Here is a 19,564-nt window from a genome sequence, read left to right as displayed (position 1 = left end):
CCAGCTTGGTCGCCGGCCGTAACGTACGAATGTCTCACCTGAAACGCCGGGGAGACTGCGGTCATTCGTCCGACAGCACGTCGTCGGCCACGAAGGGGTTCGTCTTGCGCTCCTGGCCGAACGTCGACATCGGCCCGTGGCCCGGCACGAACTGCACGTCCTCGCCCAGCGGCCACAGCTTGCCGGTGATGGCGTCGATCAGGTCCTTGTAGTTTCCGCGCGGGAAGTCGGTGCGCCCGATCGAGCCCTGGAACAGCACATCGCCCACCTGGGCGAAGCGGGCCTCGCGGTGGAAGAAGATCACGTGGCCGGGCGTGTGGCCGGGGCAGTGGATCACCTCGAACTGGGTCTCGCCCAGCGTGACCACATCGCCGTCGTGCAGCCAGCGGTCGGGCACGAAAGCCTTGGCCTCGGGCATCCCCCACTTGTCGCCAGAGGTTCCGATGTCGTCGATCCAGAACTGGTCGTCCGGGTGCGGGCCCTCGATCAGGCAGCCGGTCAGCTCCTTGATCGCCGCGGTTCCGCCCGCGTGGTCCAGGTGGCCGTGGGTGATCCAGATCTTCTCGAGGGTCAGCCCATGCTCCCTGAGGGTCGCCATCAGCCGCGGGACCTCGCCGCCGGGATCGATGATCGCCGCCTTCATCGTCTTCACGCACCACACGATGGTGCAGTTCTGCTGGAGCGGCGTGACCGGCGCGATCAGGGCGCGGATCGGAAGGGCGGGCGGAGGCGTGGGCGCGTTCATGACGTCCCTATGATCGGGGGTCACGGGGCATAAGAAAAGGCCCGGGAGTGATCCCGGGCCCTTCCTTGTCACGAGCGGCTTCTAGACGACAGGCGGAACCGGGGGCGGCGGTACGTCCGCATCCAGCTCGTGAGTCTCGGGCGATCCATGCGCCACGTGGCTCTTCCGGTAGCCGTACGAGAAGTAGACGATCAGGCCGATGATCGCCCAGCCGAAGAACATGAGTTTCGTGTCGTTGGGCAGGAAGATGAACAGGACGACGCAGCCGAGCAGCGCCAGCGGGGCGACCAGATATATCGCTGGCGTCCGGAAGGGGCGCTTGCGATCCGGATCCGTCTTGCGCAGCACCATCACCGCGATCGCGACCATGGCGAAGGCGAACAGCGTCCCCGAGTTCGAGATGTCCGCGAGGATGCCCACCGGGAAGAACGCAGCGAACAGCGCCACGAACACGCCTGTGATGATGGTGATCACGTGAGGCGTGTGGAACTTCGGGTGAACCTTGGACAGCACCGATGGCAGCAGGCCGTCACGGCTCATCACGAAGAAGATGCGGGTCTGGCCGAACATCATCATCAGGATGACCGAAGGCAGGGCCAGGCCGGCCGCGAGGCCGATCAGGTTGCCGATCTGGGGCCAGCCGATTTCGCGCAGGGTCCAGGCCAGGGCCTCCTTCGAGCAGACCACCTGGGCGTCGCCGAGGGCCGCGCACGCGGCGCTCAGTTCGGGGCTACCGGGACGGAGACCAGCGCCGTCAGGGCCGAGCACAGGCTGAGCGCCGACCGTGCCGATCACGCCTGAGGCCACGAGGATGTAGAAGATCGTGCAGACGCCCAAGGAGCCGATCAAGCCGATGGGCATGTTCCGCTGCGGGTTCTTCGTCTCCTCGGCCGCCGTCGAGACGGCGTCGAAGCCGACGTAGGCGAAGAAGATGGATGCGGCGGCGGCGATCACGCCCGTCACGCCCAGCGGCATGAACGGTGTGAATTTTTCCATGTTCATGACCGGCACCGCCAGCACGATGAACGCGGTCAGCGCACTCACCTTCACGATTACAAGGAAGGTGTTGACCGTCGCGCTCTCACTCGTGCCAACGACGAGGAGAGCGGTGACGACCAGCGCGATCGCCATGGCCGGCAGGTTGACCAGTCCGCCGTCCATCGGTCCTCGGACGAAGGTATTCGGAATGTCCATGTGCAGGGCGTTCTCGAGCAGCCCCACTACGTATCCGGACCAGCCGACCGACACTGCGCCGGCGGCGACGGCGTATTCGAGGATCAGCGCCCAGCCCACCATCCAGGCGAGCAGTTCGCCCATCACGGCGTAGCTGTAGGTGTAGGCCGACCCCGAGACCGGGACCATGGCCGCCATCTCGGCGTAGCAGAGCGCGGCCACTGCGCAGACGAAGCCCGCGATGACGAACGCCAGGATCATGCCCGGGCCCGCCTTCTGCGCCGCCTCGGCGGTCAGAACGAAGATGCCGGTGCCGATGATGGCGCCGATCCCCAGCATGGTGAGTTGGAAGGGGCCCAGCGAGCGGTGCAGGGATTTCTTCTCCGCGGTCGCCAGGATCGCGTCGAGCGGCTTAACGCGCCACATTTATGGAGGTCCTCCGAACGGCGGCCCCCCGGCCGCCAGGTAAAATTTGGCGCGACCGTGGCCTGCGTGTGGCCCTGTGGTCAAGCGACAAGGCCCGAACCTGTTCCCATATGCCCCTGGTGCAGGATAAGGCCGGGTCAATGCTTCCCGTGCAAGAGGCCCTGCCCGAACTGAAGGCGACGCTGTCCGCGCGCAACGCCGCTGTGCTGGTTGCGCCGCCGGGCGCCGGCAAGACCACCGTGGTTCCCCTCGAACTGCTGGCCGAGCCCTGGACGGCGGGGGGCAAGGTGGTGGTGCTGGAGCCTCGCCGGCTCGCCGCCAGGGCGGCCGCCGAACGCATGGCGGCGACGCTCGGAGAGCGCGTCGGGGATACCGTGGGCTTCCGCGTGCGGATGCAGTCCAAGGTCTCGGCCCGCACCCGCATCGAGGTGGTCACCGAAGGCGTCTTCACCCGCATGCTGCTGGCCGACCCCGAGTTGCCCGGGGTCGCCTGCGTGATCTTCGATGAGTTCCACGAGCGCAGCCTGGACGCCGATCTGGGCCTGGCGCTGGCCCGCGACGCCCAACGGCTGCTGCGTGAGGACCTGCGGATCCTGGTCATGTCGGCCACCCTGGACGGCGCCGCGGTCGCCCGCCTGCTGGACGACGCCCCGGTGGTCGAGAGCCTGGGCCGGATGTTCCCGGTCGAGACCCACTACCTGGGCCGCGACCCCGCCGCCCGCCTGGAGGATCAGGTGGTTCGCGCCGTCGAGCGCGGGCTGGCCGAACAGCCGGGCAGCCTGCTGGTCTTCCTGCCGGGGCAGGGTGAGATCCTGCGGGTCGCCGAGCGGTTGGCCGAGCGCGTCCGCCGCCCAGACGTCGAGATCGCCCCGCTCTATGGCGCGCTCGACCCCCGGGCGCAGGACCAGGCGATCCAGCCCGCGCCCGAGGGCAAGCGAAAGGTGGTGTTGGCCACCTCGATCGCCGAGACCAGCCTGACCATCCAGGGCGTCCGCGTGGTGATCGATTCGGGTGTCGCCCGTGTGCCCCGCTACGACCCCGCCAGCGGCCTCACGCGGCTCGCCACCATCCGCGTCTCCCGCGCCGCCGCCGACCAGCGTCGCGGCCGCGCCGGCCGCACCGAGCCCGGCGCCTGCTACCGCCTATGGGACGAAGCCGAAACCCGCGCGCTGCCGGCCTACGCCGATCCGGAGATCCTCGACGCCGACCTGTCGGGCCTGGCCCTCGACCTCGCCCGCTGGGGCGCCAAGGACGCCGCCGACCTCGACTTCCTGGACCCCCCGCCCGCTGCGGCGTTCAACGAGGCGCGCGCCCTGCTGGAACGCCTGGAGGCCCTCGACCACGACGGCGTCCTCACCGCCCATGGCCGCGCGCTCGCCGACATGCCGCTGGCGCCACGCCTGGCCCACATGATTCTGAAGGCCGCCGAGACCGGTCAGGCGCCCCGCGCCGCGCGCATCGCCGCGCTCATCACCGAGCGCACGCTCGGCGGTCGTGACGCCGATCTGCGCCATCGCCTGGAGGGTCTCGAGCGCGACCGCAGTCCTCGCGCCCGCGACGCCAGGGCGCTGGCCGATCGCTGGGCCGGGATGACCGGAAAGCCGGGAAGGGGCGAGGCGATCTCGGACGGCCTGTTGCTGGCCTACGCCTACCCCGAGCGCGTCGCCAAGGCGCGCGGCGGGCAGGGGGAGTTCCAGCTGGTCACCGGCCGCGGCGCCTTCCTCGATCCGACCGACGCCCTGGCCCGCGAGCCCTGGCTGGCCGTCGCCGAACTTGGTGGCGGTGACCGCCGCGACCGCGTGCTGCTGGCCGCGCCGCTGGAGCCCGCCGAACTTGCCGCCTTCGCCGATCAGTACGCGGTCGAGGAACGCCTGGCGGAGACCGGCGGCGGCCGACTGCGCGCCAAGCGCATCACCCGCCTGGGCCGGCTCACCATCCGAGAAGAGATCGACGAGAACCCCGATCCGGATCTGATCGCCCGCGCCCTGGCCGACCGCGTCCGCCGCGACGGCCTGAAGGTCCTGCCCTGGGGCGACTCCGCCCGGAGCCTGCGCGAGCGGGCCCGCTTCCTCCACGCCCGTGACCCGTCCTGGCCAGACCTGTCGGACGAGGCCCTTCTGGCCGGTCTCGACGGCTGGCTGCTGCCGGTCCTCCACGGCCTGCCGGGCCTGAACGCTCTGAAACCCGACGTCGTAGACGGCGCGCTCCGCACCCTGATCCCCTGGGACCAGCAGCGCCGCCTGGACGCCGAGACTCCCGCCCGCTGGACCGCGCCCACCGGAAACAGCTTCACCATCGACTACGCCGCCGAGGGCGGTCCCCGCGTCGAGGTCCGCGTCCAGGAGGTCTATGGTCTGGCCGTTCATCCGACCGTCGCGGGCGTCCCGCTTACACTCTCTCTGCTGTCGCCCGCCCACCGCCCGATCCAGACCACCAAGGACCTGCCCGGCTTCTGGAACGGGTCGTGGAAGGACGTCCGCGCCGACATGCGGGGCCGCTATCCCAGGCACCTGTGGCCCGAGGATCCGGCGAGCGCCGCACCGACGGCAAGGGCGAAGCCGCGGGGGACGTGAGACCGGGCCGTGGAACTTATTTCACGCTCCTGAAAACCGTTTGCCGCCGGGCCGGCATTCAGGAGGGCGTGGCGGCTTGCGCCGGGACGCACAACCAGAACCGATCCGGAGCTCCACATGACCTATCGTTCGGCGCCCCGCGCCCTGGCTCTCGCCGTCGCCGTCGGCGCGCTGGCCACCGGCGCCCAGGCCGCCACCTTCCGCTTCGACACCGACCCGTTCGCCGGATCCACGGCGCTCTCGACGCCGGGACGCCAGATCGTCGGCGGCGAACGCTTCATTCCGACCTTCGATCTCGACAATGACCGCATCGAAGTGACGACCGACGCCTTCGATATCGAGCCCGTCATCTCGAAGTTCGCGGGCTTCGCCGCCGACCTCCCCGACGCGCCGTTCAATTTTGTCGTGCTTCGCAATCTGGACGCCGACGACAACGCGGGGAACGGCAACCTGATGAACGCCGGCCTGGCCGCCAATCTCATCGCCGCGCGCCTCTCCACCGCTGGGGCGGGGTTCTTCATGTACTTCAACACCGGCCTGAACCTGACCCGGCTGGTCTATTCCACCGACCTCAGCTCCTCGACGGCCGACCTGAAGGTCATCGCCCGGTTCCAGGGCCAGGCCGGCCAGGTCGGGATCGACGCCCTGTCCCGCGGCGGCGTCGAACTGGCTGCGGTGCCCGAACCCGCCACCTGGTCGTTGCTGATCGCCGGCTTCGGCCTCGCCGGGGGCGGCCATGCGCCGGGCGCGGAAGGTCGCCATCGCCTAGCCTGCGCGCCCGATGCCTCCGCTCGCGCCTGCGCCTACAGGTCGAACGCCCGCACGATGCGCGCCGCGGAGGCCTCGGGGGACTCGAGCGAGGTGTCGAGCTCCAGGTCGTACCGTCGAGCCCGGTGCACCCGCTCGAACTGCCAGCGCGCGAGGCCGATCTCGCGGTCGCCGCGCGCCCGCTCCCGGGCCTCGATAGTCTCCAGCGGCGCCCGCAGGCCGACGATGCGCAGGTCATAGTCCTGCAGCACCGTGCGGTAGTCCTCGTCCTCGCCCGGCTCGAACATCACGTCGTCGACGACCACGTTGTTGCCCTGTGACGCCATGGCCGCCACCGCGCGCCGCATGCCCGCCAGCATGCGCGTGACGAGGATGCCGGAGTGGATGGCGACCGCCGGATGGCCGTCCTCGATCCACGTCTCGAAGGACCACCCGTCCGGATGGTTCAGGACGCGCGGCGGCAACATGTCGAGGAACGTGTCCATGGCCATGTGCAGGAACGGGGCGCTCGCGAGCCGCTGGATTTCCCGGGCCGTCGAGCTCTTGCCGACGCTGCTGACGCCATTCAGCACCACGACCCGGCCCAGCATGCGCTACGCCGTCGCCGCGTAGATCATGATCCCGGTGGCCACCGACAGGTTCAGGCTGTCGGCGCGGCCGCGCATGGGGATCTTCACGTTGACGTCGCACAGGGCCGCCATGTCGGGCGTCAGGCCCTGTTGTTCGTTGCCCATCAGCACGATCGCGGGCTTCGCGTAGGTCGCGTCGCTGTGGGTGACCGTGGCGGAGAGCAGAGTGCCCACGACCGAGCCGGTCCAGCCGGCCCGCCACGCGGCGAATTCGTCCTCGGTCGCCCGCGCCAGCGGCACGGCGAAGATCGAGCCCATGGTCGCCCGCACAGCTTCCACCGAGTAGGGATCGCAGCACTCGCCCACCAGGATCACCGCGCCGCAGCCGGCGCTGTCGGCGGTGCGCACGATCGTTCCCAGGTTCCCAGGGTCGCGCACCCGATACAGCGCCACCACGCACCGGGCCGGCCCCGGCTGGACCTCGTCCAGGCCCACGAACGCCTGCGGGAACACGCCCACCACCGCCTGCGGGTTCTCCCGACGCGAGACCTTCGCGAGGATGTCGTGGGTGACTTCGATCACCTCGCCCCGCGCCGTCAGCGTGGCCTGCACGGCCTTCTGCATCATGGGGTGGCTGACCGCGTCCGGCCCGTGCATCAGGATCTTCGGCGCATGGCCGGTGTCGATCCCCTCGATGACGTTCTTCAGCCCCTCGGCCACGAACAGCCCGGTCTCGTCGCGTTCCTTGCGCATGTGCAGGGCGCGCACGCGCTTCACGGTGTCGTTGCTCAGGGAGGTGATGACGCGGCTCGTCACGGCGTCCACCGCGCGTAGAAGCTCATGCCGATGGCCCGGTCGCCGCGGTCTTCCATCAGCGCCAGTTCGCCCCAGCCGATCTGGCCGCCGCGGTCGCTCAGCTTCTCGGCCAGCAGGCCCGCCAGCGCCGCGCCGGAGATGCGCTCGGCGTAGGCGTTCAGCACCAGGAATCTCGCGTTTTCCGAGAGAAGTTCGCAGCATAGCCCGGCAAGCTCAGGCAGATCCTCGAACAGCCGCCAGACTTGGCCGTCCGGGCCGCGGCCGTACTTCGGGGGGTCCAGGATAATGCCGTCGTACTTCGAGCCCCGGCGCACCTCGCGGGCCACATACTTCTTGGCGTCCTCGACGATCCAGCGGATCGGCCGGTCGGCCAGGCCCGACAGCTCAGCGTTCTCACGGGCCCAGGCCACCGCCTTCTTCGAGGCGTCGACGTGGGTTACCGCCGCCCCCGCGGCCGCCATCACCAGGCTGGCGACGCCGGTGTAGCCGAACAGGTTCAGGACGCGGGGCGGCTCGGCCCCGCCGGCGGCGCGCACGGCCTCATCGAGGAACGCCCAATTCGCCGCCTGCTCCGGAAAGAAGGCCAGGTGCCGGAACGCCGTGAACCGCCCGTGGAACCGCACATCGCCCCAGCCCAGCGGCCAGGTCTCCTTGTGCTGGCCCTTGAAGCGCCAGCGGCCGGCGTCTTCCTCATCGGTGGGATCGAAGACCGCGTCCGCGCCATCCCAGGCCGATGCGGGCAGGCGCGGCGTCCAGAGGCACTGCGGCTCGGGCCGCACGACGGTGTAGGGGCCGTAGCGCTCCAGTTTCCGGCCGTTGCCGGAGTCCAGCAGCGCATAGTCGCGCCAGCCCACGGTGCGCATCACTGCGGATTCCGGGGCGATCGTGGGCGGGCTCATGGCCGCCCCATACGCGGTGAGGCGCGGCAGCGTCCAGCCCGCTGACAAGGACTTGTCACAGTTACGGAATTGGGGTCGGGTAGGGCCACTATAGGATGCGGGGAGAATCCAGTGGTTGCAGTCGCCGGTGCGACGCGGAAAACCGCGCGCAAGGCCAAGGGAGACGGGCATCTTCGCCGCGCGGAGATCCTCGAGGCTGCCGAGCGCATCTTCGTGGCCGAGGGCTATGAGGGCGCGACGATCCGCAAGATCGCGGATGAGGTCGGGGTGTCGTCGACGGCGCTCTACATGCACTTCGCCGACAAGGCCTGCATCCTGCACGAGATCGTCGAGGGCGTGCTGAGCCAGCTGCTCGACCGCAACACCGAGATCGCGGCCCGGCCGCTCGATCCTGTCGTCCGTACCCGCATGATGCTGGACGCCTACATGCACTGGGGTCTCGAGCATCCCAACGCCTATCAGCTGGTCTATTGCGCCCAGGCCCAGGAGCCGGCCGATCCGTCGCCCGAGCGCACCACCGACCTCAGCAAGCAGTGCTACGAGGCGTTCTCGGGCGTGGTCCGCGAGATCGCCGCCAGCGGCCGCCTGCGGACCGGCACGGGCGACAGCGCCGCCCAGGCGCTCTGGATGTCGTGCCACGGCGTCGTGGCCCTGCTGATCAACCGGCCGAACTTCGAGTGGGCCGATCGGGAGGAACTCCTGCAGGTGACGCTGGATGGTCTCCTGAACGGTCTCGTCATCGACTGATCGCCCGGATCAGGCTCCGCGGCTCAACCCTTCGCCGTCCTGGTGCTGGGGTCAGGCCCGCCAGGTCCCGCGCCTCGGCCATACGGCGACGCATGACCGTTCGCCGAATTTCGCGGTGGCCGGACGGGCAGGTCGGAGGCCAGAGTAACCGCCGCCAGCGGGGGGAGGGCGCGTTGCGGTTCGCGAAGTGGGTGTTTCTGCTGGCGGGGGTCTACGGGCTGATCGTCATGCCGCCGATGTATCTGGCGGAATTCGCCTACGCCCAGGCCGGGCAGGCGGCGCTCACCCATCCCGAGAGCCACTACGGCTTCGTGGGCGTGACGCTGGTCTTCCAGCTGATCTTCCTGGCGATCAGCCGTGATCCCGCGCGCTATCGGCCGCTGATGCCCCTGTGCTGCCTCGAGAAGCTGGCCTTCGCCGCCGCCGTCTGGCCCCTCTACCTGATGGGTCGTACGCCCGGTGTCGTGACGGTGTTCGCCACGATCGACCTGGCGCTCTGCGCGCTGTTCTTCACGGCGTGGCTGCGGACGAGGCCCGCCTAGGGCCTGTTGAGATTCAGCGCGAGTGAATGACGGCGGCGGTGAGGTGGATCATGGCTGAGAAGCTGCGGTCGGTCTTGTCGCTGCGCATGGCGATGCGTTTGAACTCCTTGAGCTTGCAGAAGAAGTTTTCGATCAGGTGACGCCATTTGTAGACCTCGGTGTCGATGTCGAGGGGGATGGCGCGGCGAGGATGCTGAGAGATCACGGCCTTGGCGCCGCGCTCATCCAACTCGGCGATGATGGCGTTGCTGTCGAATGCCTTGTCGCCGAGCAAAGCGTCGAACTCGAGGCCCTGGATCAACGGCGCGACGCCCACGGTGTCGAAGCGGTGACCGGGCAGCAGGACGAAACGGACCAGGTTTCCGAGCGCGTCGGTGAGCGCCAGTATTTTGGTGGTCATGCCGCCCTTGGAGCGCCCGATGGCCTGGCTCGAAGTCCCCCTTTTGCGCCCTGCCCGTGGCGATGGACCTTCACGATGGTGGCGTCGACCATGGCGTACTCCATGTCCGGCTCGTCCGAGCAGGCGTCGAAAAGCCGTGTGAAAACATCGGCGTCACGCCAGTCGCGGAAACGCGTGTAGACCGTGTTCCACTTGCCGAACGAGGGCGGAAGATCCCTCCATGGGCTTCCGGTCCGGGCGATCCACAGGACGGCTTCGATGAAGAGCCGGTTGTCCGCGCCGCTACGCCCGGGATCGCTCGGCTTCCCCAGGCAGTGCGGCTCCATCTTCGCCCACTGGGCGTCGGTCAAAACGAATCGTTCCATCCGCAGCTTGAATCACACCACGCCGCCTTCGAGAATCTTGAATCTCAACAGGCCCTAGTTCGAACTGCTGGCCACGGCCTGGGAGCTGGTGGCGTAGCCGTAGCCGCCGCGCTTGAGGTCCTGCGACAGCGTGATCGGGGCCGAGCCGCCGTTCAGCTTGGCGCGGTAGACGGTCATGTTCTCCAGCACCCGCATCACATAGTTCCGGGTCTCGGAGAACGGGATGCACTCGATGAAGTCGAGCGGGTCCACCGACCCAGCGCGCGGGTCGCCGCACATGTTCACCCAGGCGGCCGGGCGGCCCGGGCCCGCGTTGTAGCCGGCCGCCGCCATCACGTATGAGCCCGAGAACTGGTTCACCAGCTGGCCCAAGAAGCTTGAGCCCAGCTGCATGTTGTAGTCGGCCTCATAGAGGCGCGCGGCCGAGTAGCCCACGCCCATCCGCCGGGCCACGATCGCCGCCGTCGAGGGCAGCAGCTGCATCATGCCCCGGGCGTCGGCGCCCGATCGGACACCGGGGTCGAAGCCGCTTTCCTGGCGCGTGACGCCCAGCACCAGCGCAGGTTCAGGCGCGCCCGCCACGCTGGGCGGGGTGCGGTAGGGATAAGCGCGGTCGGCCAGGATGAAACCTCGCTGGGCCGCGCCGCGCGCCGCCTTCATCGAGGTGTCCTGGTCGCCGTAGCCGCGGATGGCGTCGATCAGCAGCGCCTGCTCGAACCGCTCGGGCAGCACGTCGTCCAGGTGCAGCGCGAACACCCGGAACAGGTCCCGCTGCCCCTGGTCGGCCAGCATCCGCATCGCCTGCACCGCGTCGCGGCTCTCGAAGCGCGCGCGCTCCGCGTCGGTCGGGACGGGGTCCTTGGGGAGCACCAGCGGCAGGCCCAGCTTCTCCGCGGCCAGCTGGCCGTAGAACGTGGTGCCGTGCTCGGAGGCGCGGGAATAGAAGTTCTCGGCCGCGGTGGTGTCGCGGCGGGCCTCGGCGGCGCGGCCCTGCCAGTACAGCGCCCGGGCCTTGGTGATCGGCGACGAGCCGATGCGATCGATGGTCGCGAAGTGGCGCTCCGCGGCGACGGGGTCGCCCAGGCGGCTCAGCGCGATCCAGCCGGCGTAGAACTCGGCCTCGGTAGCGTCCGAGCCCTGGTTGAGGCCGGTGTTGGCCGAAGCCTGATAGGCGGCGCGCCAGTCGCCGTCCTTGATGGCGGCAAGCGTCAGGCGATAGCGCTCGTTCCAGGCCCGGTCGGCATGCTCGGGCGTCAGTGCGGGCGCCGAGGCCTTGGCGAACTCGGCGATGGCTTCCGGGTTGCGGCCCTTGCGGCGCAGATAGCCCCCGCGCTCGAAGGCCACGCCCGGGCTCGCCTGCTCGGCCGGGGTCAGGGACGCGTAGCCCGCCTCGGAGTCGCCGCGCAGCGAGATGCGCACCAGGGCGGCCGCCTGTTCGCCGGCCGGCAGCAGGGTGATCATGTCGCGCGACGCCGGCCCCTGCGCGCCATAGAGCAGGACGTCGGTGCGGCGGATGTGGTCGTCCACGGTCAGCACGTCGGCGAACCGCGTCAGCATGGTCCGCTGAACGTCGCTCTCGAAGCTGCGCGTCGTCCACCAGGTGCGAATCAGTTGGCCGGCCTCGGCCTGGCGGCCCAGGCTGCGGTAGGCCGAAGCCAGGGCCATGGCGCCCTGGGCGCTCTGCGGGCCCTCGGCCCCGAACCAGGCGACGATCTCGGCGGGCGACTTGCCCGAGGTCTCCAGCAGGCGTTCGGCGGCCACCTGACGGCGCGCCCCGCGGGGAAAACCGGCGAGGTCGCGGCGGGCGGCGTCCACGTCCCAGAAGCTGAGCCGTTCCGCGTTCACGTCGACCATGGCCCAGGTGACGAGCTTGCGCGCCACGGGGTCGGAAAGGCTTGAAATCGCTGACTTTGCGCCGCCGATGTCGCCGCGCTTGGCGGCCGCCATGCCCTGCGCATACAGGGCCTGATCCGAGCTGCTGAGGGGCTGCGCGACGGTCTGGCTGGCCCGCACATAGGGTTGCGGCGCGTCGGGCAGACGGGCGCCGCTGAGCAGGTCGCCGATGGGGTCGGTGGGCTGGGCGCGCGCGACGGTCGTCGCCACCAGAATGGCGCAGCCGGCGAGCAGGGTATTGCGGATCTTCGGGTTCAACCTTGTTCCCCCTGACATGGGGACCTCTGAGCAGATGCACCGAATCGACATTGCGGGCGTGGCCCACGCTCACATATTGTCCGGCCAAATCTGAACGTCGCCTCACTAGGCGGCATTTTCACGGCCTTTTGCTTCGAAACCCACACATGTCCGAACCCCTCTTCCGCGGCGTCCTCCCGGCGCTGGTGACTCCGTTCCGCAACGGAGCCGTCGACGAAGACGCCTTCGTGGCCCTTGTCGAGCGCCAGATCGCGGGCGGCGTCCACGGGCTCGTCCCCGTCGGCACCACCGGCGAGACCGCGACCCTCAGCCATGAGGAGCACCGCCGCGTGGTGGAGCTTTGCGTCGCGACGGCGAAGGGGCGGGTGCCCGTGATCGCCGGCGCCGGCTCCAATTCCACGGCCGAGGCCATCGAATTGGTGCAGCACGCCAAGGCGGTGGGCGCCGACGCGGCGCTGGTGGTGACGCCGTACTACAACCGGCCCAGCCAGGAGGGGCTCTACGCCCACTACGCCGCGATCAACGCGGCGGTGCAGCTGCCGGTGCTGGTTTACAATGTGCCGGCCCGCACCAGCGTCGACATCTCCAACGCCACCCTGGCGCGCCTTGCGAAGCTGCCGAACATCGTGGGGATCAAGGACGCCACCGGCGACCTGCCGCGCGCCAGCCTCCAGCGCCTGGAGTGCGGCGAGGACTGGGTGATGCTGTCGGGCAACGATGATGGCGGCCTGGGCTACATGGCCCACGGCGGCCACGGCTGCATCTCGGTCACCTGCAACGTCGCGCCCGAGCTGGTCTCGCAATTCTACAACGACGCCATGGCGGGCCGTTACCAGGACGCGCTCTACGGCCAGGACCGGCTGATCCGGCTGCACAAGGCGCTGTTCGCCGACGCCTCGCCGGCGCCGACAAAGTTCGCGCTGGCCCAGCTCGGCCTCTGCGCCGACGAATGCCGCCTGCCGATCACCCCGTGCTCGGACGCCGCCCGTGAAGAGGTGCTGGTCGGGATGCGGGAAGCAGGGCTGGTCTGATGGCCGCCGGCAAGCTGATCGCCGAGAACCGGCGCGCGCGGTTCGACTACTTCCTCGAGCAGAGCTTCGAGTGCGGCATCGCGCTCACCGGATCCGAGGTGAAGAGCCTGCGCAACGGCAAGGCCAACATCGCCGAGAGCTATGCGGCGGTGGAGAACAACGAAATCGTCCTCGTCAACGCCGACATCCCGCCCTACGCCCAGGCTGGCCCGCACTTCAACCACGAGCCCCGGCGTCACCGGAAGCTGCTGCTGAAGCGGCGCGAGATCGAGAAGCTGATCGGCGCGGTGCAGCGGGAAGGGCGCACGCTGATCCCGACCAAGCTCTATTGGTCGGACAAGGGGCTGGCGAAGCTCGAGATCTCGCTCGCCAAGGGCAAGAACACCCGCGACAAGCGCGAGACCGTCGCCGAGCGCGACTGGCAGCGCGACAAGGCGCGGCTCATGCGCGAGAAGGGCTGACCTTGGACGCGGCCGACATCGAGAGCCTGGAGCGCGCCACCGTCGCCGGCGTCGCCCCGCCCGAGGTGCTGGAGATCGGCGGGTGGCTGGTGGCCCTGGACGATGGCTCGATCAACCGCGCCAAGAGCGCCGTGCCGCTGCGCCATGATCTGGACGCCTCGGACCTGTCGGCGGTGGAAGCTGTCTACAAGGAGCGCAACCTGCGCCCCGCCTTCCGGATCGCCGAGGCCCAGGGCCTGAAGCCGCTCACCGCCGAGATCCTGCGCCGCGGCTACCACAGCGCGCAGACCACGGTCGTGATGACGGCGCCGGCGCTCAGCGTCGCCGAACTCGCCGCGCCGTTCGCCGACCTGCTGGACCATCCGGACGCGGCCTGGGGGCAGGTGTTCCTGGGCGAGGGCTTCGATCCCATCGACGGCGCGCACCGGGTGAAGCGGCTCACCGAGTCGCCCGACGCCCTCTACGGCGCCGTCCGCGAGGGCGGCCGGACGGTTGCGGTGGGCGTGGTGACCTTCGGCTACGGCTGGGCGGGCATCCACGGCATGCGCACCTCGATCGATCGAAGAGGCGCGGGCTTCGCCAGCCGCCTGCTGGCCCTGTTCGGCGCCGCCGCCCAGGCCCGCCAGGTCGACCGCGTCTTCCTCCAGGTCGAAGAGAACAACCCCGCCCAGAACCTCTACCGCCGCGCCGGGTTCGGCGAGGCCTGGCGGTATCGGTACTGGCGCTAGAGCGTGACCGCTTCAGCATGGAGCGTATCCGGAGTTGACGAGGTAGTTGGCGCACTCGGCGGCTGAGAAGTGGTCGAGGAGGAGGCCGATGCGTCGCCAGGTGGCTTCGACGGTGCGCTCGGCGGCTTTGCGCAGGAGGGTCTTCAGCTTGGCGAAGACCTGTTCGATGGGGTTCAGGTCGGGGCTGTAGGGCGGCAGGAAAATCAGGTGCGCGCCGGCGCGCCGGATGGCCTGGCGGACGGCCTTGCCCTTGTGGCTGCCGAGGTTGTCCATGATCACCACATCGCCGGGGGCGAGCGTCGGGACGAGGACCTGTTCGACGTAGGCCCGGAACCACTCGCCGTTGATCGGCCCATCCAGGACGAAGGGCGCGTCGATCCGATCGCATCGCAGTGCGGCCAGGAAGGTCAGGGTCTTCCAGTGGCCGTGAGGAACCTTGCCGACCAGCCGCTGGCCACGCGCGCAGCGGCCGTGGGTGCGGGTCATGTTGGTCTTCGCCCAAGTCTCGTCGATGAAGACCAGGCGGCGCGGATCAAGCCGGCCCTGATGGCGTCGCCAGCGGTCCCGCTTCCTGGCCACGTCCGGTCGGTCCTGCTCGATGGCGTGCAGGCTTTTTTTTGAAGGTCACGCCCTGGCGCAGGTAGAAACGCCACACCGCGTCGTAGCTCACAACCACGCCGCGGTCGGCGAGCTCGGCCTGGATCGCCCGGAGCGTCAGGTCCGGCTGCTCCGCGATCCGCGCCAGCAGCCAGTCCCGCTCGCCCGCCAGCACCAGCGGCCGATGACCGCCCATCCGCCGCGCTGCGGCGCTGCCTTCGCTCCGCAGACGCTGCGACCAGCGCACCGCCGTCGCCACCCCGACCCCGAACCGCTCCGCCGCCTCACGGCACGTCCCGCCCGCCACCACGAAGCGCGCCACTCGATCCCGCAGATCAAGCGAGTAGGGTCGACCCATGCGAGCTGGCCTCCCATCCAGCCCACATCTTGAATCATGATCCGCCCAAACCCGGAATCCCGATTCAGCTAAGCGCGGTCACGCTCTAGTCTCCCTCCCTTGATGGGGAGGGACGTCGCTACTCTGCCGCCCCCTACTCGGCGGCGAGGGGCAGGATCACCGCCTCGCGGCCGCCGCGGACCAGGCCGCCGGGCAGGGCGCCCGTGTGCTGGCCGTCCTCGAAGGTCACCTGGCCGGACTTCACCGTGTAGCGATAGCCCTCGGCCTTCTGCACCAGCCGGCGCCCGCCCGCGGGCAGGTCGTGGATGGCCACGGGCCGGTCGAGGTTCAGCTTCTCGAAGTCGATGATGTTCAGGTCGGCCAGCAGGCCGGGCTTCAGCTGTCCCCGATCGTTCAGGCCGTAGGCCTTGGCCGTGTCGCTGGTCAGCTTGCGCACCAGGAACTCCAGCGGGAAGCGGTCTCCCTTGACCCGGTCGCGCGCCCAGTAGCTGAGGATGAACGTCGGCATGCCCGCGTCGGCGATGACGCCGCAGTGCGCGCCGCCGTCCGAGAGCCCGAACAGCACGTTCGGGTGCTGCATGTTCTTGCGGAAGAAGTCGAAGTTGTACGTCACGTAGCCGCCCAGCGGCTGGTAGAACAGTTCGCGACCCTCGTCCCGCAGCAGCAGGTCGTACATCATCGACAGCGGCGGCACGCCGGCCGCCTCAGCCAGGCCCGCCACGCTGCCCTCGCGATCGGGCTCGTAGTTCGGCCGCTCGCCCAGCGGGAAGATCCGCCACAGCAGGCTGCCGCCGAACGCCACAGCCAGGTCGCCGGCCTGGCCGTCGCCGATGGCCGCGCGGATCAGCGGGCTGTCTTCCGACAGCAGGGCCGCGCGGATCTCGGGCGTCTTCATCAGCGCCAGCCGCTCTTCCAGCGAAACGTCGGCCAGCTTCGCCTTCCAGGTGGGCGAGGCCATGAAGACGTGGAAGCTGGACGTCAGGCCATGGAGGATGCCCGTCGGGCGCCCGGCGATCTGCGGACGAATGTCCATCCCGTGGCGGCGGCTTTCCTCGGCGATGTTGTACATCTTGTCGCCTTCGTAGGCGCCGGCCGAGGTGGCCACGAGGGTGACGGGCAGGCGGGTCTCCTGGGCGAAGCCCTTCACCCACATCCACTCGTCGTCGTCTCCCAGGTGGTCCGAGACCATCTCGAACACGCCGTGGCGCAGGCCCTTCATGGACATGCCCAGGGCCAGCATCTCGTCCGAGCCCGCGAAGGTGCCCGGCATGTGCACGCCCTTCAGATCCTTGTGCAGCAGCGTGCGGCTGGTCGAGAAGCCCAGGGCGCCGGCCTCGACGCCCTCGCGCACGATGGCCGCCATCTGGGCGATCTCGTCGGCGTTGGGCTCGTAGTCGGTGTTGCAGCGGTCGCCCAGCACATAGGCCCGCACCGAGGCGTGCGGCACGTGGGTGCCCACGTCGATCGCCCGCGGCTTGGCCTCCAGCGCGTCGAGGTACTCGGGGAAGCTCTCCCACTTCCAGTCGATCCCCTCGGCCAGGGCCGAGCCCGGGATGTCCTCGACGCCTTCCATCAGTTCGATCAGGAAGTTCTCGGCGCCGGGCCGCACGGGCGCGAAGCCCACGCCGCAGTTGCCCATGATCGCCGTGGTCACGCCGTGCCAAGACGAGGGCGCCATCACCGGATCCCAGGTGGCCTGGCCGTCGTAATGGGTGTGGATGTCGACCCAGCCGGGGGTGACGATCAGGCCCGAGGCGTCGATCTCGCGCTTCGCGGACCCTTCCACCTTGCCGACGGCCACGATCCGGTCGCCGTCGATCGCCACGTCGCCCACGAAGCGTTCGCCGCCGGTTCCGTCCACGATCGTTCCGCCGCGGATGATCAGGTCGTGCATGTCGGTATCCTCCCGGATCACATGTTCTGTGAGGGGAGGATGACAGTGGCGCCGTGGCGGAAGCGAAGGGAAATCAGTGCGTGACCTTCACAGCGGAAGCTTAACAACCATCTTCATCTCGAAGTTGGGGAGGGGATGTGATGCGCGGCCTGGTTCGGTTGTTCGGCGATGACGCTGAGGGTCTGCTGGCCCTCACTCCAGAAGAACTCGGGTTGGCGATGCTCCCACAGCTCCGAGAGAGGCAAGCAAATCGAATGTCCGGGGGGCTGAACATCGGTAGCCTCGTGAACGAGCTAAACCCCTCTGTAGGAGAACAAGAGGCTCCATTCGGGTCTCGAAACATGCAGGTGAAGCGCGCCGTCATGGAGGCACTTTCCTGGCTGGAGAGCGAGGTCCTCCTGGTCCGCGAAGAGGGCACCAACGGCAACAATGGCTGGCGCATCCTATCCCGGCGAGCCGAGGCACTGACTGAGTCGGCAGACGAAGTTGCTCACTATCGAGCCGCTAAGGCGCTGCCGAAGCATTTGGTGCACCCGGCCATCGCGGACCAGGTCTGGCGCTCCTTTCTCCGCGGTGAGTACGACACAGCCGCCTTCCAAGCGATGCGGCAGGTCGAGATCGCAACCAGGGAAGCAAGCGGTGCGCAACCCGATTGGCCTGGCGTGAAGATGGCGAGATGGGCCTTCAAGCCAGGGCCAGACCAGCCAGGTCCACTCGCGGACTTGGATGCTGAAGCAGGCGAGCAGCAGGGTATGATGGATCTGTTCGCGGGAGCGTTGGGGGCTCTAAAGAACCCGCACTCCCATAGAGTCGTAAACTTCAGAAGCCCCGCAGAAGCTGCGGCCGTCATCCTCACGGCCAGCCAGCTGCTGCGAATTGTTGAGAACGCGAAGGCGGCACGCGACCTGCTGAGCTGACTACTTCGCCAGGTCTTTCAGGATCGACTCGTAGTGGAAGAGGTTGCCGTCCAGCGTCGCCAGCGGGGCCTTCTCGTTCAGGCCGTGCGCGAACGACTCGCCGGCCTCGCCGAACATGCCCGAGACGCCGTAGCTGGGGATGCCGACCGCGCGGAAGTGCATGCTGTCGGTGGCGCCCGAGGCCTGTGACGGCACGACCGGAATGCCGGGATAGCGCGCGTGCACCGCCTTCTTCACCGCCGCCACGACGTCGGGCCGCAGGGGCGAAGCCGGGCTGTCCACCGATCCGTCGTCGGCGACCCGCGTCACCGTCGCGGTGGGCTCGGCCAGCACGCGGGCGATCTCCTGGCGGATGCTCTCGGAAGGGGTGCCAGGAAAGATCCGGCAGTTCACGTTCGCCGTGACCCGCTGGGGCAGGGCGTTGGTGGCGTGCCCGCCGTTGATCATCGTGGCCACGCAGGTCGTGCGCAGGCTGGGGTTGGTGCTGAGGTCGGCGGCCAGGACCTTGACCGCCTCGGCGTCCTTCGGGTTCGCCGCGAACCGCTTCAGGGCCCGCCCCAGCTCGCCGGGCGTGTTCTCGGCGCGAGCCGCGGCCGAGGCCAGGGTGATCTCGTTCCACATCACCGGGAACTCGTAGGCCGCCAGCCGGTCCAGCGCCCGCGAGAGCCGGTAGATCGGATTGGTCGGCGTCGGGCGGCTGGAGTGCCCGCCCGGGTCGGTCACCTCGATCGTGAAGTCGGCGTAGGTCTTCTCGGCGCCCTGGATCCCGTACGAGATCGGCTTGCCGTCCTTGAGCCCGCCGCCGCCGCCGTCGATGTTCAGCACCATTTCGGCGCCCTTGAGCCGGCGCGCCAGCTCGGCGGTGGTGACCATCTTGGTCTCCTCGTCGCCCGACAGCGCCAGCACCACGTCGCGGCCCGGCTTCCAGCCGTCGCGGCGCAGCTTGGCCAGCAGCGCCACCATGGTCGAGACGTCGAACTTGTTGTCCGAGGCGCCGCGCCCGTAGACGTAGCCGTTCTCGACCACCGCCTTGAACGGATCGCGCGTCCAGTCCTCGGGCTTGGCTTCCACGACATCCATGTGGCCCGAGATCACGATGGGCGGCTTCTTCGGATCGGTCCCGGGATAGCGGGCGATCAGCATGGCCGCGCCGCCGAACGGCTCGACGGTGACCTCTTCGGGCTTGTAGCCGCCCGCCACCAGCTTGCCCTTCAGGTACTCGGCGTAGGGCACGAACTGGTCGCTGCCCGTCACCGTGCGATAGCCGATCCCGGTCGTCAGGATCTCCAGCGCCTGCTCGCGCAGGGCCGGATCGACCTTGGGCGGCGCGGCGATTGCGGAAGTGGCGAGGAGAGCGGCGGCGAGGCCGAACGCGAGCATCGAGGTGCGCAAACTGGGAATCCG

The 19,564-nt window shown here is 69.2% G+C and carries 16 protein-coding genes and 2 pseudogenes; 8 read left to right on the top strand and 10 right to left on the bottom strand.

Going from position 1 to position 19,564, the window contains the following annotated elements; translation table 11 throughout:
• Nucleotides 1-61: 61 nt before the first annotated feature.
• Complete coding sequence (locus ACQ66R_RS02800; protein ID WP_430419053.1) at nt 62-745, bottom strand: MBL fold metallo-hydrolase; 684 nt, start codon at nt 743-745, stop codon at nt 62-64.
• Between the two features lie 81 nt (nt 746-826).
• Nucleotides 827-2,344, bottom strand: a complete 1,518-nt coding sequence (locus ACQ66R_RS02795; protein WP_430419052.1) for an amino acid permease — start codon at nt 2,342-2,344, stop codon at nt 827-829.
• Between the two features lie 140 nt (nt 2,345-2,484).
• On the opposite strand from ACQ66R_RS02795, the gene hrpB reads away from it, so the two are divergent.
• Both hrpB and ACQ66R_RS02785 read left to right on the top strand, forming a co-directional pair.
• Nucleotides 2,485-4,917, top strand: coding sequence for an ATP-dependent helicase HrpB (hrpB, locus tag ACQ66R_RS02790; protein ID WP_430419051.1), 2,433 nt, complete (start codon nt 2,485-2,487; stop codon nt 4,915-4,917).
• 117 nt (nt 4,918-5,034) lie between these two features.
• Nucleotides 5,035-5,649: pseudogene (locus ACQ66R_RS02785) on the top strand (PEPxxWA-CTERM sorting domain-containing protein); the annotation flags it as partial.
• 71 nt (nt 5,650-5,720) lie between these two features.
• On the opposite strand, the gene ACQ66R_RS02780 reads toward ACQ66R_RS02785, so the two are convergent.
• The 3 genes from ACQ66R_RS02780 to ACQ66R_RS02770 are packed head-to-tail and all read right to left on the bottom strand — an operon-like array spanning nt 5,721 to nt 7,969.
• A complete protein-coding gene (locus ACQ66R_RS02780) occupies nt 5,721-6,275 on the bottom strand; it encodes a chloramphenicol phosphotransferase CPT family protein (RefSeq protein ID WP_430419049.1) in 555 nt (184 codons plus the stop codon).
• A 3-nt stretch (nt 6,276-6,278) separates the two neighbouring features.
• Complete coding sequence (locus tag ACQ66R_RS02775) at nt 6,279-7,070, bottom strand: TrmH family RNA methyltransferase (RefSeq protein ID WP_430419047.1); 792 nt, start codon at nt 7,068-7,070, stop codon at nt 6,279-6,281.
• On the bottom strand, nt 7,067-7,969 hold the full coding sequence (locus ACQ66R_RS02770; RefSeq protein WP_430419045.1) for a class I SAM-dependent methyltransferase: 903 nt from the start codon (nt 7,967-7,969) through the stop codon (nt 7,067-7,069). The genes ACQ66R_RS02775 and ACQ66R_RS02770 overlap by 4 nt, the downstream gene beginning before the upstream one ends.
• A 111-nt stretch (nt 7,970-8,080) precedes the next feature.
• Here ACQ66R_RS02770 and ACQ66R_RS02765 point away from each other — a divergent pair, with 111 nt between their 5' ends.
• Both ACQ66R_RS02765 and ACQ66R_RS02760 read left to right on the top strand, forming a co-directional pair.
• Entirely contained in the window at nt 8,081-8,716 is a 636-nt protein-coding gene (locus ACQ66R_RS02765; RefSeq protein ID WP_430419044.1) for a TetR/AcrR family transcriptional regulator, read from the top strand.
• A 173-nt stretch (nt 8,717-8,889) separates the two neighbouring features.
• The gene (locus tag ACQ66R_RS02760) at nt 8,890-9,258 is read left to right on the top strand and encodes a hypothetical protein (RefSeq protein WP_430419042.1); all 369 of its coding nucleotides are present in this window, start codon (nt 8,890-8,892) and stop codon (nt 9,256-9,258) included.
• A gap of 13 nt (nt 9,259-9,271) precedes the next feature.
• Here the strand turns inward: ACQ66R_RS02760 and ACQ66R_RS02755 are convergent.
• Nucleotides 9,272-9,984 (bottom strand): annotated as a pseudogene (locus ACQ66R_RS02755) (IS5 family transposase).
• A 93-nt stretch (nt 9,985-10,077) separates the two neighbouring features.
• Entirely contained in the window at nt 10,078-12,174 is a 2,097-nt protein-coding gene (locus ACQ66R_RS02750; RefSeq protein WP_430419040.1) for a lytic transglycosylase domain-containing protein, read from the bottom strand.
• 146 nt (nt 12,175-12,320) lie between these two features.
• On the opposite strand from ACQ66R_RS02750, the gene dapA reads away from it, so the two are divergent.
• Genes dapA through ACQ66R_RS02735 form a run of 3 tightly spaced genes read left to right on the top strand, consistent with a single transcriptional unit; the run spans nt 12,321 to nt 14,394 of the window.
• A complete protein-coding gene (gene dapA / locus ACQ66R_RS02745) occupies nt 12,321-13,205 on the top strand; it encodes a 4-hydroxy-tetrahydrodipicolinate synthase (RefSeq protein WP_430419038.1) in 885 nt (294 codons plus the stop codon).
• Entirely contained in the window at nt 13,205-13,666 is a 462-nt protein-coding gene (gene smpB / locus ACQ66R_RS02740; RefSeq protein WP_430419036.1) for an SsrA-binding protein SmpB, read from the top strand. Before dapA ends, smpB begins: the two co-directional genes overlap by 1 nt.
• 2 nt (nt 13,667-13,668) lie before the next feature.
• Complete coding sequence (locus ACQ66R_RS02735) at nt 13,669-14,394, top strand: GNAT family N-acetyltransferase (RefSeq protein ID WP_430419035.1); 726 nt, start codon at nt 13,669-13,671, stop codon at nt 14,392-14,394.
• Between the two features lie 12 nt (nt 14,395-14,406).
• On the opposite strand, the gene ACQ66R_RS02730 is transcribed toward ACQ66R_RS02735, so the two are convergent.
• Together ACQ66R_RS02730 and ACQ66R_RS02725 are read right to left on the bottom strand one after the other, a co-directional pair.
• A protein-coding gene (locus ACQ66R_RS02730) for an IS630 family transposase (RefSeq protein WP_430419033.1) occupies nt 14,407-15,349 on the bottom strand; the annotation gives its coding sequence in 2 pieces (ribosomal slippage) (nt 14,407-15,012 and nt 15,014-15,349; 942 coding nt in all).
• A 133-nt stretch (nt 15,350-15,482) separates the two neighbouring features.
• The gene (locus ACQ66R_RS02725; protein WP_430419032.1) at nt 15,483-17,243 is read right to left on the bottom strand and encodes an N-acyl-D-amino-acid deacylase family protein; all 1,761 of its coding nucleotides are present in this window, start codon (nt 17,241-17,243) and stop codon (nt 15,483-15,485) included.
• A 140-nt stretch (nt 17,244-17,383) separates the two neighbouring features.
• Here ACQ66R_RS02725 and ACQ66R_RS02720 point away from each other — a divergent pair, with 140 nt between their 5' ends.
• On the top strand, nt 17,384-18,160 hold the full coding sequence (locus ACQ66R_RS02720) for a TIGR02391 family protein (protein ID WP_430419030.1): 777 nt from the start codon (nt 17,384-17,386) through the stop codon (nt 18,158-18,160).
• On the opposite strand, the gene ACQ66R_RS02715 is transcribed toward ACQ66R_RS02720, so the two are convergent.
• On the bottom strand, nt 18,161-19,552 hold the full coding sequence (locus ACQ66R_RS02715; protein WP_430419028.1) for a M20/M25/M40 family metallo-hydrolase: 1,392 nt from the start codon (nt 19,550-19,552) through the stop codon (nt 18,161-18,163).
• Between the last annotated feature and the right edge of the window lie 12 nt (nt 19,553-19,564).

Source organism: Phenylobacterium sp. (assembly GCF_965284355.1).
GTDB lineage: Bacteria > Pseudomonadota > Alphaproteobacteria > Caulobacterales > Caulobacteraceae > Phenylobacterium.
Note: the sequence above shows the minus strand (reverse complement) of the source record. Positions and strands in the feature narration are given on the sequence as shown.